This window comes from uncultured Phenylobacterium sp. (genome assembly GCF_902826855.1).
Taxonomy (GTDB): Bacteria; Pseudomonadota; Alphaproteobacteria; order Caulobacterales; family Caulobacteraceae; genus Phenylobacterium.
The window spans coordinates 1-15,346 of record NZ_CADEGK010000112.1 but is presented as its reverse complement, the minus strand read 5'-3'; the positions used below and the strand labels follow the sequence as shown (position 1 = coordinate 15,346).

Genomic DNA, 15,346 nt, shown 5'->3' with positions numbered 1-15,346 from the left:
TGAACAGGCTCAAGGCCGCGTACCACGGCTCGGTCGAGGCGATGCTGGGCCACCGGGTGGTGTCGATTGCCGCCACCGTGCTCGTCGCGGTCCTGGCCCTGGCCGCGTGGGGGGTGTTCACCGTCCTGCCCAAGGAACTGACGCCCGAAGAGGATCGCCGGCGCGCCGGCGTCAACATCCAGGCCCCCGAGGGCGCCGGCTACGACTACACCAACCTGGCTGCGCAGCAGGTGGAAGCGATCCTGCTGAAGTACGTGCGCGAGGGCACGCTCGAACGCTAGGTGAGTGTCACGCCGCGGTTCGGCGGCGGCGGCGGCGGCTCGTTCAACTCCGCCGGCGGTAACGCGATCCTGCCGGAAAAGGGCGACATCACCACCCAGGAACTAGCCGCCAGGCTCAACCGTGAGGTCAGCTCGATAACCTCCGTGCGCGTAATCCTCAATCCGGAAGGCGGCCTGCAACGTGGCGGACCCGGCGGCGGTGGCGGCGGAGGCAGCAGCCTCTCGCTGATCGCCACAGGCTCCGACTATCCGGAGATCGAACGGTGGATGGCGCCGGTCCTCGCGGCGGCCGCCGCGAACCCGGGTCTGGCGCGGCCCCGCGTGGACTACGAGCCCACCAGCCCGCGCGTGGTTGTCAACATCGACCGTGAAAAGGCCGCCGCGTTGGGCGTGTCCTCGCAGACCGTCGGCCGCGCGCTGGAGACCATGTTCGGGTCGCGCCGGGTGACCACCTACATCAAGAACGGCCAGGAGTACGATGTGCTGCTGCAGTCCGAGCGGGCGCAGCGCGAGACCGAGACCGATATCGGCAAACTCTATGTCCGCGCCGCCAGCGGAGAGACGGTGCCCCTGTCATCGGTGGTCACCACCCAGGTTCGCGGGGACACGCCCGACCGTTCGCGGGTCGACCGCCTGCGATCCATCAGCCTGCAGGCGCAGCTGAACCCCGGCTACAGCATGGGCGAGGCCATCGATTTCCTGAAGGCGGAGGCCGCCAAGCAGCCAGGAACCGTGACCGTCAAGTGGGGCGGCGGTGCGCGCGACTACCTGGAGGCCTCGGGGTCGGTAGGCCTGGCCTTCGGGATGGCGCTGCTCCTGGTGTTCCTGGTTCTGGCGGCGCAGTTCGAGAGCTGGATCCATCCGGCTGTCATCATGCTGACCGTGCCGGTGGCCGCCGTGGGCGGGCTGTTCGGCCTGCTGATCACCGGCTCGTCGATCAACACCTACAGCCAGATCGGGCTGATCATCCTGGTCGGCATCGCCGCCAAGAACGGCATCCTGATCGTCGAGTTCGCAAATCAGCTGCGTGACGAGGGGCTCAGTATACGCGAGGCGGTGATCGAGAGCGCCTCGCTGCGCCTGCGCCCGATCATCATGACCTCGATCTCGGCGGCGGCGGGTGCGATCCCGTTGATTCTGTGGGGCGGCGCCGGCGGCGAGGCGCGCAAGACCATCGGCGTGACCATCTTCTTCGGGGCCATCTTCGCCACCCTGGTTACGCTGTTCGTCGTGCCCGTGTTCTACAACCTGCTGGCGCGGTTCACGAAGTCGCCCATGGCTACGGCTCGACGGATCGAGGCCTTCGAGGACGCCGAGAAGGCCCGCGTGGCCAACGCTGCGGAATAGCGCCGACAGGGAGCGGCGCCGGTTTGCCAGCCGGCGCCAGGGATCCGGAATAAGGGGGTGTCAGATCCCTGGGCCCGGCCGGCAGCGGGGGGCGCTGCCCTTCGGATTGGGACGTCGAACCCTACAGATGCTCACGGTCGACAAGGCACCATGACCGGGCGCGACCTGCTCGTCAAGGTTGTCGGATGACAGAATCTTGCGCCTTTCAGGCGAGCCCCTACTGCGGCTTGTAGCCGGTCGACACCATCAGGTAGGCGATCAGGTCGGTGCGGTCCTTCGGGTCGTTGAGGCCGGCAAAAGTCATCTTGTTGCCAGGCAGGAAGGTCTGCGGCTTCTCGATCCAGTGGTCGAGATGCTGCGGCTCCCAGATCCATCCGGCGGCGGTCAGCGCGTCGGAGTACTTGAAGTTGGGCAGCGAGGCGGCCTTGCGCCCGAACACGCCATGGAGATTGGGTCCGGTCATGTTGGCGCCGCCCTCGGCCACTGTGTGGCAGGACTGGCAGAGCGCGAACTTGGCCTCGCCATTGGCCAGGTCGGCGGTGTTGTAGGGGGCGGGCAGGCTGGCCAGCATTGCCTGCTTCTCGGCGTCGCTGGGGGCTGCTGCGGCGGCCTTCGGCTCGCTCCCGGTGGGCGTGGCCGGCTGGGACCGATTGCAGGCCGCCAGCAGCGTGGCGAGGGTGGCGGCGGCGAGGATCGGTCCCAGGCGCATCGAAGTCTCCGGCTCAAAAACTGGCGGCAAGCTAGCGTCGCCGTACGTGGATGCAAGGAGGTCTAGCGCTGTCGCCGTCGTTCCCGGTTTACCGCCTCGTCCAACGCCTGCAGGAAGCGCGAGCGGTCGGCGGGCGTGAACGCGCGGGGTCCGCCGGTGATCTCTCCCGTGGAGCGGATGTGCTCCATGATCGAGCGCTGGGCCAGCGCTGAGCCGATCGAGTCGGCCGTGAACGCGCGCCCGTTCGGCGCGATCGCCGCCCCGCCGGCCTTCAGCACCCGGTCGGCCAGCGGGATGTCGTTGGTGACGCAGATATCGCCGGGCTCTGTCTGCTCGGCGATCCAGTCGTCGGCCACGTCCGGCCCGGCGTCGACGATCATCCGCTTGATCAGCGCCGAGGGCGGGATCTGGATGAAGCTGTTGGAGACCACGAAAACGGTCAGGCCATATCGGGCGGCCACCTTGTAGGTCTCGTCCTTCACCGGACAGGCGTCGGCGTCGATGAAGATGCGCATCGCCCCTGCCTAGCGCACGCCCCTTGGCGCCGGAAGCGGTTGCCCGTATTTCCCCGCCAGCCCCTGGCGGGCCGGATTAGCTCAGCTGGTAGAGCAGCGGTTTTGTAAACCGAAGGTCGGGGGTTCGAGTCCCTCATCCGGCACCATGGTATGGCGGCCCTCCGCAACCGCGCTATGCTCGCCGGAGGCGCGGGGGAAAATCCATGCGGTTCGAGGAATATCGGTCACACGACGCGGTGGGTCTGGGGGCGCTGGTCGCGAAGGGCGAGGTGACGGCAGGTGAACTGCTGGAGGTGGCCGTGGCGCGGATGGCGGAGGTCAATCCGCGGCTGAACGCGATCACTCGCGACCTGACGGACGAGGCCCGCGCCCAGCCGGCGGGGCAGGGGCCGCTGGCCGGCGTGCCGTACCTGCTCAAGGACCTGGGCGCGGCCTATGGGGGCGTGCCCATGACCGCTGGATCGAAGCTGTTCAGCCAGACCCCGTCCGCGGCCGACAGCGCGCTCACCCGGCTCTACAAGGACGCCGGTTTGCAGATCTTCGGCAAGACCAACACCCCGGAGTTCGGCCTGTGGCCGGTGACGGAGTCGGACCTGCTGGGCCCGGCGCGCAATCCCTGGGACCTGTCGCGCACGCCGGGCGGTTCGTCGGGCGGGGCGTCCGCGGCGGTGGCGGCCGGCATCGTGCCGGCGGCCCACGCCAGCGACGGCGGCGGCTCGATCCGCATCCCGGCCGCCTGCTGCGGCCTGTTCGGCATGAAGCCGTCGCGTGGCCGCGTGTCATTCTCGCCGGCCGGCGAGGGATGGGCCGGGGCGTCGATCATGCACGCGGTGACGCGCTCGGTGCGCGACAGCGCCGTCCTGCTGGACATCGGCTGTGCGCCCCAGCCGGGCGACCCCTACTTCCTGTCGCCGCCCGAGCGGCCCTACGCCGAGGAGGTGGCGCGCGATCCCGGCAGGCTGCGCATCGCCATGTTCGACGGGTCGCTGACGGTGGGCGGCTCCGTGGATCCGGAGGTGGCGGCTGCGGTGCGTGACGCCGGCAAGCTTTGCGAGAGCCTGGGCCACACGGTGGAAGCGGCGACCCTGCCCGGCGACCACGCGGCGATGCAGGCCGCCGCACGGCTGGTGATGGCCGCAAGCGTTGCGGCCAATGTGGACGCCGAGTTGGAACGCCAGGGCCGCCCCCTCGCCGACGGCGACATCGAGGCGGCGACCCTCAGCATCTATTGGAATGGCAAGCAGACCGGCGCTGCGGAATATGTCCGCGCGGTGCAGGCCCTGCACGCCTACGGCCGGGCCGCGGGGGGCCTGTTCGAGACCTACGACGTGATGCTGCTGGCCACGCTGGGGCGGCCGGCGATCCCGATCGGATACCTGTTCGAGGACCGGCAGGAGCTCACCAAGCGCCTGTTCAGCTACATGCCCAACACCCAGGCGTTCAACAACTCCGGCCAGCCGGCGATGACCGTCCCGCTGGCCTGGAGCGCTGCAGGCCTGCCGATCGGAATCCAGTTCGCCGCCCGCACCGGCGCGGAGGGACTGCTGTTCCGCCTCGCGGGTCAACTGGAGCGGGCGCGTCCCTGGTTCGACCGGGTCCCCGCGCTCTAGCCTCGCGCTTGCAACGCTGGTCCGGCAAGTCGGGAGCGCGTGCCGAGACGGGACAAGGCGCTGCCGGCGGTCCGGTTGCCGGGGGGCGGCCGGACGCCGACGTCTGGGGGGACGTCGGTCACAAGCGGCTCGGCCGAGGGTCGAGGGGGTCACGTATGCCCGAGGCCGAGCCGCTTGTGACGCTCGTCGCGTTGCTGGACGAGGTAGACGGCGATCACGCCGGTCGCCACGAGCCCGATCAACAGGGTCGAGACCGCATTGATCTTCGGGTCCACGCCCAGCCGCACCTGGCTGTAGAGGCGCATAGGCAACGTCGTGGCCCCGGGGCCCGAGGTGAAGCTGGCGATCACGAGGTCGTCGAGGCTGAGGGTAAAGGCCAGCATCCAGGCCGCGGCCACCGCCGGCGCGATCACCGGCAGGGTTACCAGGACGAACGCCTTCCAGGGCGGGCAGCCGAGGTCCTGGGCGGCCTCCTCAAGCCCCACATCGAAGCTGCGCAGACGGGCCTGGACGACCACGGTGGCGTACGCGAGCGTCAGCGTCGCGTGGCTGAGGGTGACGGTCCAGAAGCCCCGCGGCAGGCCCGCCGCGACGAACAGCAGCAAGAGTGACAGGCCCAGGATCACCTCGGGCATCACCAGGGTGGCGTAGATGCCGCCCGCCAGCGCCAGACGGCCCCGGAACCCGCCGCGCACAAGGGCCAATGCGGCGATCACCCCCAGCACGGTCGCGATCGTCGCCGACAGCACGCCCACGCGCAGGGTCACCCAGATGGCGTCCAGCATCTGCCGGTCCTGGAAGAGGGCGGCGTACCAGCGGGTCGAAAAACCGCCCCAGACGGTGACCAGTCGGCTGGCGTTGAAGGAATAGACGACCAGGATGACGATCGGGGCGTAGAGGAACGCCAGGCCGAGCACCACCGAGACGATGTTGAACGCGGACGGGCCGCGTCCCATTGGCCCCTGCCTCACGACAGCACCTTCCCCTGTTCGCGCTCGAACAGCAGGATCGGTACGGCAAGGGTGGCCAGCAGCACGATGGCCACGGCCGAGGCCGCGGGCCAATCGCGGTTGGCGAAGAACTCGGTCCAGATCACCCGGCCCAGCATCAGGGTCTCGGAGCCGCCCAGCAGGTCCGGGATCACGAACTCGCCGGCCATCGGGATGAAGCAGAGCAGCGCGCCCGCCGCCGCGCCCGGCAGGGAGAGTGGAAAGGTGACGCGCCAGAAGGCGGCGAGCGGCGTCGCGCCCAGGTCCTGCGCCGCCTCGATCAGGCTCTCATCCTGGCGGTCGAGCACCGCGTAGAGCGGCAGCACCATGAACGGCAGGTAGGCGTAGACCAGGCCCAGCAGGACCGCGGTTTCCGTGTTGAGGATGTCCACCGGCGGCAATCCCAGGCCGGCGAGCGCGGCGTTGAGGATCCCGGCGGGCTTGAGGATGGCGATCCAGGCGTAGATGCGGATCAGGAAGCTGGTCCAGAACGGCAGGATCACCGCCATCACGAGCGCCAGCCTGAGGCCGGGGGGACACCGGCTGATGCCGTAGGCGATCGGGTAGCCGATCAGCAGCAGGAGGACCGCTGCCATGGCGGCGATCCGCAGGCTGGAGAGGTAGGCGTCAAGATAGAGCCGGTCCTGCGCCAGGCGCGCGTAGGTGGTGGTGTCGAGGCCGTCCAGGAAGACCTTCAGGCCCGCCAACCCCTGCGACAGGTCCAGTTGCGGCGCGTAGGGCGGGATCGCCAGCACCGTGTGCGACAGCGACAGCTTGGTCACGAGGAGGAACGGGAAGGCGAAGAACAGGGCCAACCACAGGAAGGGCAGGATGGCGGCCAGGCCTACGCGTCCTCGCCTCATTTCGTCAGCACCACGGCGCTGGAGGGGGCGAAGGTGAGCCACACCGGATCGCCACAGCCGAGCGGCCGAAGCAGCGTGCGGGTGGCGTTGGCGCGGGCGGCGCGGATCGTGCGGCCCGGCCGGGTCTCAACCAGGTAGGTCGTCCAGTCGCCGAGGTAGCCGTAGTCCAGGACTGTACCTGCCAGGCGGTTGCGGCCGTCGGCCGGCGGTTCGGTGTGAACCGCGACCTTCTCGGGGCGCACGGCCAGCCAGGCGGCGTCGCCGACCACGCCTGCGCCCTCGGCGTCGAGCGCGCCGTCGTCCGTGGCAAGGCGGATCAGCGGGCCCTCGCAGGCGGCGATGCGGCCTTCGAAGAGGTTCACGTCGCCGACGAAGCCCGCCACATAGCGGTCGGCCGGCGCTTCGTAGATCTCGACCGGCCGGCCGACCTGGACGATCCGCCCCTCGCGCATCACGGCGATCCGGTCGGCGACCACCATCGCCTCGTCCTGGTCGTGGGTGACGATCATGAAGGTCGTGCCGAGCGTCTGCTGCAACGCCATCAGCTCGAACTGCGTCTCTTCGCGCAGCTTCTTGTCGAGGGCGGCCATGGGCTCGTCGAGCAGCAGGATGCGGGGCCGTGGCGCCAGCGCCCGGGCTAGGGCCACCCGCTGGCGTTGGCCGCCGGAAAGCTGATCGGGACGGCGGCGGCCCAGGCCCTCCAGCTTCACGAGGGCCAGCATCTCCTCGATCCGTGCGGCGATTTCGGCGCGCGCGACGCCCTGGCGCTTCAGCCCAAAGGCGATGTTCTCGGCGACGCTGAGATGCGGGAACAGCGCATAGGCCTGGAACATCATGTGCACCGGCCGCCGGTGCGGCGGTTCGGGCCCGAGGTCGCGGCCTTCGAGCAGGATGCGCCCGGCGTCCGGCGTCTCGAAGCCGGCCAGCAGGCGCATCAGGGTGGTCTTGCCGCAGCCGGACGGGCCCAGGAGGGCGAAGAATTCCCGCTCGTAGATCGAGAGGCTGACGTCGTCGACCGCGACCGCGCCATCAAAGCCCTTCGAGACGCCCTCGAACCGCACCAGAGGCCGCGCGGCCGGGTCGTCCCAGGGCGCGAAGGTCTGGCGAGCGCCGCCGATTTGCGGGCGGCCGCTCAACGTCCGGTCAGGACCTTCGTCCACTGACGGTTCACATCGCGCAGCAGCGCCTGGTCCTTGGTGGTCGTGACGAACAGCCGATCGGACAGCTCCCGTGTCGGATAGACGTTCGGATCGTTGCGCAGCGCCTCGTCGACCAGGGCCGTCGCCGCGGCGTTGGCGTTGGCGTACTCGGTGAAGTTCGACGCCTTGGCGATGATCTCCGGCCGCAACATGAAGGCCATGAACCTGTGGGCCGCGGTCGGGTTAGGGGCGTCCCTGGGGATGGTGAAGACGTCGAACCACACCTGGCTACCCTCCTTGGGTACGGCGTAGGCGATCTTCACCTTGTTCTTGGCCTCTGCGGCGCGCGACCGGGCCTGGAGGACGTCGCCCGAGTAGCCGACGGCGACGCAGATATCCCCGTTGGCCAGCGCCTCGATGTACTCAGACGAGTGGAACTTCCGCACATACGGCCGCGCCTTCATCAGGAGCGCCGTGGCGGCCTTATAGTCGGCCGCGAGCTTGGAGTTGGGGTCCTTGCCCAGGTAGTTCAGGGCGACTGCGTACATGTCCTCTGACGCGTCGAGAAAGTAGACGCCACAGTCCTTCAGCTTGGCGAGGTTGGCTGGATCGAAGACGACGGCCCAGCTATCGACTTTCACCCCCGGCAGGCGCTTGGCCACGGCGTCCTCGTTATAGCCGATGCCGATGGTGCCCTGCATGTAGGGCACCGCGTACTTCGCGCCCGGATCGAAGGGCGCCATGTGGAGCATCGTGGCCGACGACAGCTTGTCGAGGCCGGGGAGCTGGGATTTGTCCAGCGGCGCGATGGCGCCGGCGGTGATGTAGCGGGGGACGTTGTGGTTCGATGGGACCACCAGGTCGTAGCCGGTGTTCCCCTGCAGCACCTTGGTCTCGAGCACCTCGTTGGAATCGAAGGTGTCGTAGGTGACCTTGATGCCGGTCTCCTTGGTGAACTGCGCCAGCAACGCCGGGTCGATATAGTCGGACCAGTTGTAGATCCGCAGCGTGCCGCCGGCTTGCGGGGCGGAGTCTTCCGGCGCCTTGGGGCCGCAGGCCGCGAGCGTCACGGCCGCGGCGAAGCCCAGGGCCTTCAACCATCCGCGCATGCTGTTCCCCCCGATCTGCGAGCGAAGTTATAGGTCGCTTCCGAGCCTCGTTAAGCGGGAAATGCCGATGTCGTTCTCCTGGGCCGCGATCACGCCGATTCTGATGCTGATCGCGTCCAACGTCTTCATGACCTTCGCCTGGTACGGGCACCTGAAGGTCGAGCACCGGCCGCTATGGCTGATCGTCATGGCCAGTTGGCTGATCGCGCTTCCCGAATACTGGCTGGCGGTGCCGGCCAACCGAATCGGTCGGGCGGTCTACGACCCGGCGGAGCTGAAGGCCATGCAGGAGGTCATCACCCTGGTGGTCTTCGCGATCTTCTCGGCGACCTATCTGGGGGAGCGGCTGACGGCCAATCACCTCATAGGTTTCGGCTTCATCGCGCTGGGCGCCTGGTTCGTTTTCAAAGGGCCGCTCTGAGAGGCGCTCACCGCTGGCGCCGCCGAGATGCCGCAACAGGACGGCGCCGGAACGTCCCTGGAGTTTCACGGCGGGCTCGGCGCCGGTCGGAGAACCGGCGCCAAGCCCGCCAATAGCGGTCAGCCGCCGACCATCGCCACGACCTCATTTGTCTTGGAGAGGAATTTCACGCCCTTGACCCGCCCATCCTTGTACTTGTCCCAGGCGGCGCTCGCCTCGACGGGCGTGGGGCCGGCGGCGCCGGGCGCGGCGGGCTTCTGGGCGACCACGTCGACCTCATAGATCCCGTCCGGCGGACTGCCGGCGTAGACCCGCGGCAGGAACCCGACCTGGGTCCAGCCCGCCCCGTCGGTGGTGGCCTTGGCCGCGAGGTTCAGGCCGCCGCTGGCGTCGGCGGTGACCGTGCCGGACTGGATCGACTGGACCTGTTCCTGGCCGGCGTAGAGCGGCGCCTGGCGGGCCAGAGATTTCTTAGGCGCAGGGGCCTCGGCGGCCGGGGCGGCCGGCTTGTCGTTGCAGGCGGTGAGCGACAGGCAGCCCAGCAGGGCGGCTACGAGCACAATGCTCCGCATTTCGATTCTCCCGTTCCAGGGGCTGTTGTTCTTGGCGACTCGTGAGCCGCAGCTTCGCCCCGCAGGGGAATTGTGCGCCGAAAGGCTCGCGTGGCGAGCATTTCTTGCAACGCCGGCTTTGGCGAACCCCGCGCGTGGCCTATAAGCCGCGGTTCGCGCAAACCCCCGCCAGGCCCATGTCCCGCACGCTCATCACCTCGGCTCTGCCCTATATCAATGGGATCAAGCACTTGGGGACGCTGGCGGGCTCCATGCTGCCGGCCGACGTGTATGCGCGCTTCAAGCGGGCGCAAGGCATCGAGACGCTCTACCTCTGCGCCACCGACGAGCACGGCACGACCACGGAGCTGGCGGCCGCCGAAGCAGGGCTGGACCCCGCGACCTTTTGTGAGCGGGCGCACAAGGTGCAGCACGACCTGGGACGGCGTTTCGGCCTGTCCTGGGATCACTTCGGCCGGTCCTCCTCGCCGCAGAACCACCGGCTGACGCAGCAGTTCGCCCGGCAACTCTGGGAAGCCGGCTTCATCGAGGAGCGGGTCACCCAGCAGGTCTATTCCAACACGGACCGGCGCTTCCTGCCGGACCGTTACGTGATCGGAACGTGCCCGCACTGCGGGTACGAGGCCGCGCGCGGCGACCAGTGCGAGAACTGCACCCGTGTTCTGGACCCCACCGACCTGATCAACCCGCGCTCGGCGGTGTCGGGCTCGACGGACATCGAGGTGCGTTCGTCCAAGCACCTGTTCCTCCGCCAGAGCGTCTTCTCCGACAAGCTGCGTGGATGGATCGACGCCAAGAAGGGGCAATGGCCGCTCATCGTGACCTCCACGGCCCTGAAGTGGCTGGACGAGGGCCTGCAGGACCGCGGGATCACCCGCGACGTCGCCTGGGGTGTGCCAGTGAACGCCGACGCGTGGGGCCCGAACCCGGACGGCCAGCGGCCGGACGTCGAAGGCCTGGCCGGCAAGGTGTTCTACGTCTGGTTCGACGCGCCGATCGAGTACATCGGGGTCACCTGGGAGTGGGCCGACGCACGCGCGGTCGCGGCGGGGCGAACGGCGGCCGACGACCAGGACTGGGAGCGCTGGTGGCGGCTGCCGCTGGCGGCGGACGTGACCTATTCGGAGTTCATGGGGAAGGACAACATCCCCTTCCACACGGTGGGCTTCCCCACGACCCTGCTGGGCGTGAACGAGAAGACCGACGGCAAGGGCGTCTGGTCGCCCGCCAGCAACGCGCCCTGGAAGCTGGTGGATGAGCTGAAGGGCTTCAACTATCTCGACTACTACGGCGGCAAGTTCTCCACGTCCCAGGGGCGCGGCGTGTTCATGGACCAGGCGCTGGAGCTGCTGCCGGCCGACTACTGGCGCTGGTGGATCACCGCCAACTCTCCGGAGACCTCGGACGCCACCTTCACCTGGGAGCAGTTCCAGGCGCAGGTGAACGCCGACCTGGCCGACGTGCTCGGAAACTTCGTCAACCGCATCTGCAAGTTCGCTGAAACCCGCTTCGACGCGGCGGTCCCGGCGGGCGGGGAGTGGGGCGAGCTGGAGCGCAAGCTGGCCGCGGATGTGGACGCCAAGCTCGCCGAGCTCACCGGCTTCATGGAGGGCCGCGAGTTCCGCAAGGCCACCACGGCGCTGCGCCAGATCTGGGTGCTGGGCAACGGCTACCTGACCGAGGCGGCGCCTTGGACCGCGTTCAAGGCCGATCCGCAACGGGCGGGCGTCGCCGTTCGTGTTGGCCTGAACCTGGTGGCCCTGTTCGCAGCCCTGGCCGAGCCCTTCATCCCGTTCACGGCCGAGAAGATCGCCGGCGCGGTGGGCGCGCCGTTCCCCGGTCGCTGGCCGGCGGGCGGGGTGGGCCTGCTCGACCAACTGGCGCCAGGCCAGGCGGTCCGCGCCCCCGAGGTGCTGTTCCGCAAGGTCGAGGACGCACAGGTCGCGGAATGGCGCGAACGCTTCGGCGGCCCGGAAGCCTAGACGCTAGTGTGCGCCGGGCGGCTTGGGCTTGATGTCCAGGAAGTCAGGCATGACGGCGTTGTACTGGGCCGTGTAGCCGAGGTCGTCGACGACTTCCCGATGGCCTTGCCACATCATGTGCAAGGCCACGTACAGCACGATGATCAGGCCGATGAAGCCGATCCAGCGGTAGCGGTGCAGCAGACGCGCGATGGCATGGGCGGCGACGCCCATCAGGGCGATCGACATCAGCAGGCCGAAGATCAGGATCGCCGGGTGCTCGCGCGCCGCACCGGCCACCGCCAGCACGTTGTCCAGCGACATGGAAATGTCGGCGATCAGGATCTGGATCAGCGCCTCGCGGAAGGTCTTGGGCTTGACCCGGGGCTCGGTCGCGTCGTCGCTGTCCATGGCGGCTTCGGCCTGCGCCTCGTCGTAGGAGGCCTGTTCGCGCAGCTCCCGCCACATCTTCCAGCAAACCCACAGCAACAGCAGGCCGCCGGCGAAGAGCAGGCCCACGATGCCCAGAAGCTGGGTGGTGATCAGGGCGAACCCGATGCGGGTGACGACCGCCACCGCCAGGCCCCAGAAGATCGCCTTGCGCCGCAGTTCCTTGGGCAGGCCGCCTGCCGCCAGCCCGACGGCGACGGCGTTGTCGCCCGCCAGCACCAGGTCGATCATCAGGACTTGGAATAGGGCGGAGAGGGCGCCGGGGCTGAGCAGCTCTTCGAACATCGCGCCTCAATGCGTCAGGCTGCAGCCGGCTGCAACCGTCGAGGCGGCCGCCGTGCGCTCAGGCGCGGGAGCGCGAGGCTTCATAGAGCGCCACGGCGGCGGCGGCGGAGACGTTGAGGCTCTCGAAGCCGCCCGGCATCGGAATCCTCGCCAGCTCGTCGCAGTGCTCGGCCACCAGCCGGCGCAGACCCTCGCCCTCAGACCCCAGGACCAGGACCGTGGGCGCGCCATCCAATACCTGCGCCAAGCTGCGCTCGGCCTCGCCCGCCAGCCCGACGGCGCGCCAGCCGGCGGCGGTGAGTTCGTCGAGGGCGCGGGAGAGGTTGACGACATGGGCCACCGGCAGCTGCTCGATGGCGCCTGCGGCGGCTTTGGCAAGGGCGCCGGAGAGCTTGGGCGCATGGCGGTCCTGCAAGATGACGCCGATAGCGCCGAACGCGGCGGCGGAGCGCAGGATGGCTCCGACGTTCTGCGGATCGGTGATCTGGTCCAGCACCAGCACCACCGCGCCGGGCCGCGCCTCGAAGTCGGCGAGTTCGGCCTCTTCCAGTGGCGCAGGGCGCAGCGCAACGCCCTGGTGCACGGCGCCCTGCGGCAGGGCCAGGCCGATGTGGTGGGCGTCGGCGATCTCGATGGCCTGGCCGCGGCCGAGCCGCGCCTCGATCTGCTTGGCGCGATCCGGCGTCGCCAGCAGGCGGAGGAGCGTCCCGCGGCGTGGGTTGGCGAGCGCGGCCTCCACCGCGTGCCAGCCCCAGATCCAGTCGTCGGAAATCCCGGCGGGTCGCCGGTCCGGCCCTCGGTGCGACCCGCCTTTCGGGCGGAACTTCCGACCCTTCCGGGTGTCGTTGCGTTCGGGGGACGGGGCCACTATAAGACGCGCTCCGATTTGGGGCCCCCTCGGTGGGAGCCTGCTTTTTGACTGCGAGATGGGCGCTTTACGCCTCTCCGATCCGGAAGCGGAAGCCTTTTCGTCGAGGCTCCGAAGCGGCTCCGAACGCGCTGGGGGAATGTCCCGAGTGGCAAAGGGGGGGGACTGTAAATCCCCTGCTGTAATGGCTTCGTAGGTTCGAGTCCTACTTCCCCCACCACGCGTCCGGACGAGTTTCGCGAAGGCGGGCGGCCTCGCCGCCTGCGCCGCGCGAACCCGCTCGTCCTGCGCACGAAATCAATGCGCACGAAAAAGGGGTTCGATCGCTCGAACCCCCAAGTCGTCACGCGGTGAAGACGGTGGCTAGGCCAGCGTCAGATTCCGGCGACGCAGCATGGCGCCGGTGGCGCCGAAGCCGAGGATCATCAGCGCCCAGGCGCCCGGTTCCGGCACCGCGAAGCCGGACCCTTGCTGGATCTGGATCTGGCTCGACAGCGGGGCGAAGGTCGCGCCGCTGACCGTGAACCACGTTTCAGAAGTGCTCCACCTACCGGAAGTTCGGGGCTGGATTACGTTACGAGCTAGTGGCGCGAGTTTCTGGCCCCGCTCCTCTACTCTGAGTACACCGCCGTGAGAATCTTGGTCGCCCTCTGGCTATCGGACCAATTCTTAGCAGTCCCGCATACGAGCCACTGCTTGTTCTCATTCCGCGTGGCGTGCACGTTGGCCCACGCCGAATAATCCTGATTGTTACGGGAGTATCCAGTGCCCGACAGTCTCATGTGATCGGGTTCGATCATGCCACTGCTTTGCCCATCGCGATCGCTCGCTCGGGCCCCGATCAGCGTGGCACCGGGCGGCGTCGCTACGCACATGGTGGCGCAGGATGAGTGGTCCTTCATCTCCGTGTGCTTGCGTGCGAACCTGCAAAGTTCGCCCCCAGTGCACTCCTGCACGAACCTATTCGCCTGGGAGATCAGCAGCACGATAGCACCGGCCTGCGGTCCCCAAAGTTCGCCCGCTGCAACGGCATTCTTTTCGCTCGCAAGCATTCCAGCGACGTCAGTGCGGACTCCACAGCTTGGGTTGTCGCTGCTTACAAACATCCCTCTCGGAATTATCGCGGTCGTTGAGACCTCTTCGCCATCGCCTTGAGACAAAGCGCTGCTTCCTGGAAGCAGCAGCGAGGCGACGGCGACCGCCAGTACAATGAGCCTTTTCACCGGATTAACTCCCCACACCAGCGTTCTTCGAACCATCGCACAGTCCGCGAGGGTGAGGAAGGCAAGGCTCGCGCTACAATCAGGTAGTGACCCTCCGCTTCGAGACGCTCCCTCTTTCCACGAACGCCCTCTATCGAGCCGTCGGTGGCCGCAGCATCCTCTCTGCGAAGGGCCGGGCGAATAAGGAGGCGATCGGCTGGGAAGCCCGCAGTCAGTACAAGGGCCAGCCCATGAGCGGCTCGCTCTCGGTCAGGCTCGGCCGTCCTCAGCAGTTCGTCTCCTTCGTGGAGACCAAGGAGCGGGGGCTGAAATGTCGTGGAGTTCTACGTGTACGTCAGCGCGCTGGGCGCTGATCCCATGAAGGCGATCGCGGAGGTCTATGCGGGTCTACCCGAGGACATCCAGATCTAAAAACTATCCCCGTTTTACACAGGCGCGGCCGCATCGAATCGGATTGCGCTGCATCGAGGATTGCCCTCATCTGCGAAAGCACGACGGCCCCCCGGTTTTGGAGACCGAGGGGCCGCGTTCCAATCAGACCCTTGTGGAAGGGGTCCTGGGGCAGAGGCAGGCGTCGCGGGTCGTCCAACCGATGCGGCGTCTGCCTACCCCCACAAGGGCAGTGGTCCTCCTGACTCGTCAATGAGGCGACCACGCTCATCACCAGTCTTTCCACAACCAAGATTTTGCTGTGGCTAAGTCCTGGCTGGCCCGCCGCCGCTTGCGAGCCACCCCTGCTTGTGCCAGAACGCCCGCCCTTCCGAGAGCGCAAGCGATTGGGAGCCAGATTGGAGCCAATACCCCCACTGAGGAGCAGCTATCCCACTGATTTCGCGGGTATAGCACAATGGTAGTGCAGCAGCCTTCCAAGCTGAGGATGCGGGTTCGATTCCCGCTACCCGCTCCAGCTCCTTGAACGACAGATTTAGGCAACGCCGGCAGGACCCTGATGGCCAAAGAGAAGTTCGAACGCAACAAGCCGCACTGCAACATTGGAACGATTG

At 68.0% G+C, this 15,346-nt stretch carries 14 protein-coding genes, 3 tRNA genes and 1 pseudogene; 7 read left to right on the top strand and 11 right to left on the bottom strand.

All coding sequences use genetic code 11. The features are described from left to right. The first annotated feature begins 41 nt into the window (after window positions 1-41). A pseudogene (locus QZV94_RS15435) lies at window positions 42-1,628 on the top strand (efflux RND transporter permease subunit). A 217-nt stretch (window positions 1,629-1,845) separates the two neighbouring features. Here the strand turns inward: QZV94_RS15435 and QZV94_RS15430 are convergent. Beyond that, complete coding sequence (locus QZV94_RS15430) at window positions 1,846-2,337, bottom strand: cytochrome c family protein (RefSeq protein ID WP_293678794.1); 492 nt, start codon at window positions 2,335-2,337, stop codon at window positions 1,846-1,848. A gap of 62 nt (window positions 2,338-2,399) precedes the next feature. Beyond that, window positions 2,400-2,852, bottom strand: coding sequence for a YaiI/YqxD family protein (locus tag QZV94_RS15425; RefSeq protein WP_293678793.1), 453 nt, complete (start codon window positions 2,850-2,852; stop codon window positions 2,400-2,402). Window positions 2,853-2,922: 70 nt separating this feature from the next. Here QZV94_RS15425 and QZV94_RS15420 point away from each other — a divergent pair. Beyond that, window positions 2,923-2,998, top strand: a tRNA-Thr gene (locus tag QZV94_RS15420). Between the two features lie 57 nt (window positions 2,999-3,055). Further along, window positions 3,056-4,462 (top strand): amidase, encoded by a 1,407-nt coding sequence (locus QZV94_RS15415; protein ID WP_293678792.1) that lies wholly within the window; start codon window positions 3,056-3,058, stop codon window positions 4,460-4,462. A 149-nt stretch (window positions 4,463-4,611) separates the two neighbouring features. Here QZV94_RS15415 and QZV94_RS15410 read toward each other — a convergent pair whose 3' ends face one another. Genes QZV94_RS15410 through QZV94_RS15395 form a run of 4 tightly spaced genes read right to left on the bottom strand, consistent with a single transcriptional unit; the run spans window position 4,612 to window position 8,562 of the window. Next, window positions 4,612-5,418 carry an ABC transporter permease gene (locus QZV94_RS15410; RefSeq protein WP_293678791.1) on the bottom strand — a complete coding sequence of 269 codons (807 nt, stop codon included), beginning with the start codon at window positions 5,416-5,418 and terminating at the stop codon, window positions 4,612-4,614. 11 nt (window positions 5,419-5,429) lie between these two features. After that, entirely contained in the window at window positions 5,430-6,314 is an 885-nt protein-coding gene (locus QZV94_RS15405) for an ABC transporter permease (protein ID WP_293678790.1), read from the bottom strand. Then, entirely contained in the window at window positions 6,311-7,474 is a 1,164-nt protein-coding gene (locus tag QZV94_RS15400) for an ABC transporter ATP-binding protein (RefSeq protein ID WP_367254549.1), read from the bottom strand. The genes QZV94_RS15405 and QZV94_RS15400 overlap by 4 nt, the downstream gene beginning before the upstream one ends. Then, complete coding sequence (locus QZV94_RS15395; protein WP_293678789.1) at window positions 7,447-8,562, bottom strand: polyamine ABC transporter substrate-binding protein; 1,116 nt, start codon at window positions 8,560-8,562, stop codon at window positions 7,447-7,449. The genes QZV94_RS15400 and QZV94_RS15395 overlap by 28 nt, the downstream gene beginning before the upstream one ends. 61 nt (window positions 8,563-8,623) lie before the next feature. Here QZV94_RS15395 and QZV94_RS15390 point away from each other — a divergent pair, with 61 nt between their 5' ends. Continuing rightward, a complete protein-coding gene (locus tag QZV94_RS15390) occupies window positions 8,624-8,983 on the top strand; it encodes a DMT family protein (protein ID WP_293678788.1) in 360 nt (119 codons plus the stop codon). 119 nt (window positions 8,984-9,102) lie between these two features. Here QZV94_RS15390 and QZV94_RS15385 read toward each other — a convergent pair whose 3' ends face one another. After that, on the bottom strand, window positions 9,103-9,555 hold the full coding sequence (locus QZV94_RS15385; protein WP_293678787.1) for a hypothetical protein: 453 nt from the start codon (window positions 9,553-9,555) through the stop codon (window positions 9,103-9,105). 176 nt (window positions 9,556-9,731) lie between these two features. Here QZV94_RS15385 and metG point away from each other — a divergent pair, with 176 nt between their 5' ends. Beyond that, entirely contained in the window at window positions 9,732-11,537 is a 1,806-nt protein-coding gene (metG, locus tag QZV94_RS15380) for a methionine--tRNA ligase (protein ID WP_293678786.1), read from the top strand. 3 nt (window positions 11,538-11,540) lie between these two features. Here the strand turns inward: metG and QZV94_RS15375 are convergent, their stop codons facing one another. Together QZV94_RS15375 and rlmB are read right to left on the bottom strand one after the other, a co-directional pair. Further along, window positions 11,541-12,251 carry a TerC family protein gene (locus QZV94_RS15375; protein WP_293678785.1) on the bottom strand — a complete coding sequence of 237 codons (711 nt, stop codon included), beginning with the start codon at window positions 12,249-12,251 and terminating at the stop codon, window positions 11,541-11,543. A 58-nt stretch (window positions 12,252-12,309) separates the two neighbouring features. Beyond that, window positions 12,310-13,119 (bottom strand): 23S rRNA (guanosine(2251)-2'-O)-methyltransferase RlmB, encoded by an 810-nt coding sequence (rlmB, locus tag QZV94_RS15370; protein ID WP_293678784.1) that lies wholly within the window; start codon window positions 13,117-13,119, stop codon window positions 12,310-12,312. 133 nt (window positions 13,120-13,252) lie between these two features. Here rlmB and QZV94_RS15365 point away from each other — a divergent pair. Further along, window positions 13,253-13,339 (top strand) — tRNA-Tyr (locus tag QZV94_RS15365). Window positions 13,340-13,482: 143 nt separating this feature from the next. Here QZV94_RS15365 and QZV94_RS15360 read toward each other — a convergent pair. Both QZV94_RS15360 and QZV94_RS15355 read right to left on the bottom strand, forming a co-directional pair. Further along, complete coding sequence (locus QZV94_RS15360) at window positions 13,483-13,572, bottom strand: PEPxxWA-CTERM sorting domain-containing protein (protein ID WP_293678783.1); 90 nt, start codon at window positions 13,570-13,572, stop codon at window positions 13,483-13,485. 158 nt (window positions 13,573-13,730) lie between these two features. Then, the gene (locus QZV94_RS15355) at window positions 13,731-14,342 is read right to left on the bottom strand and encodes a hypothetical protein (protein ID WP_293678782.1); all 612 of its coding nucleotides are present in this window, start codon (window positions 14,340-14,342) and stop codon (window positions 13,731-13,733) included. 833 nt (window positions 14,343-15,175) lie between these two features. Between QZV94_RS15355 and QZV94_RS15350 the strand changes: the two genes are divergently transcribed. Further along, window positions 15,176-15,249: transfer RNA gene (locus tag QZV94_RS15350), tRNA-Gly, on the top strand. Window positions 15,250-15,346: the final 97 nt, after the last annotated feature.

What these genes read in the sequence shown, in the direction of transcription:
- QZV94_RS15430 (WP_293678794.1), bottom strand. Translation starts at nt 2,337, where the DNA reads ATGCGCCTGGGACCGATCCTCGCCGCCGCCACCCTCGCCACGCTGCTG.
- QZV94_RS15425 (WP_293678793.1), bottom strand. Translation starts at nt 2,852, where the DNA reads ATGCGCATCTTCATCGACGCCGACGCCTGTCCGGTGAAGGACGAGACC.
- QZV94_RS15415 (WP_293678792.1), top strand. Translation starts at nt 3,056, where the DNA reads ATGCGGTTCGAGGAATATCGGTCACACGACGCGGTGGGTCTGGGGGCG.
- QZV94_RS15410 (WP_293678791.1), bottom strand. Translation starts at nt 5,418, where the DNA reads ATGGGACGCGGCCCGTCCGCGTTCAACATCGTCTCGGTGGTGCTCGGC.
- QZV94_RS15405 (WP_293678790.1), bottom strand. Translation starts at nt 6,314, where the DNA reads ATGAGGCGAGGACGCGTAGGCCTGGCCGCCATCCTGCCCTTCCTGTGG.
- QZV94_RS15395 (WP_293678789.1), bottom strand. Translation starts at nt 8,562, where the DNA reads ATGCGCGGATGGTTGAAGGCCCTGGGCTTCGCCGCGGCCGTGACGCTC.
- QZV94_RS15390 (WP_293678788.1), top strand. Translation starts at nt 8,624, where the DNA reads ATGCCGATGTCGTTCTCCTGGGCCGCGATCACGCCGATTCTGATGCTG.
- QZV94_RS15385 (WP_293678787.1), bottom strand. Translation starts at nt 9,555, where the DNA reads ATGCGGAGCATTGTGCTCGTAGCCGCCCTGCTGGGCTGCCTGTCGCTC.
- metG (WP_293678786.1), top strand. Translation starts at nt 9,732, where the DNA reads ATGTCCCGCACGCTCATCACCTCGGCTCTGCCCTATATCAATGGGATC.
- QZV94_RS15375 (WP_293678785.1), bottom strand. Translation starts at nt 12,251, where the DNA reads ATGTTCGAAGAGCTGCTCAGCCCCGGCGCCCTCTCCGCCCTATTCCAA.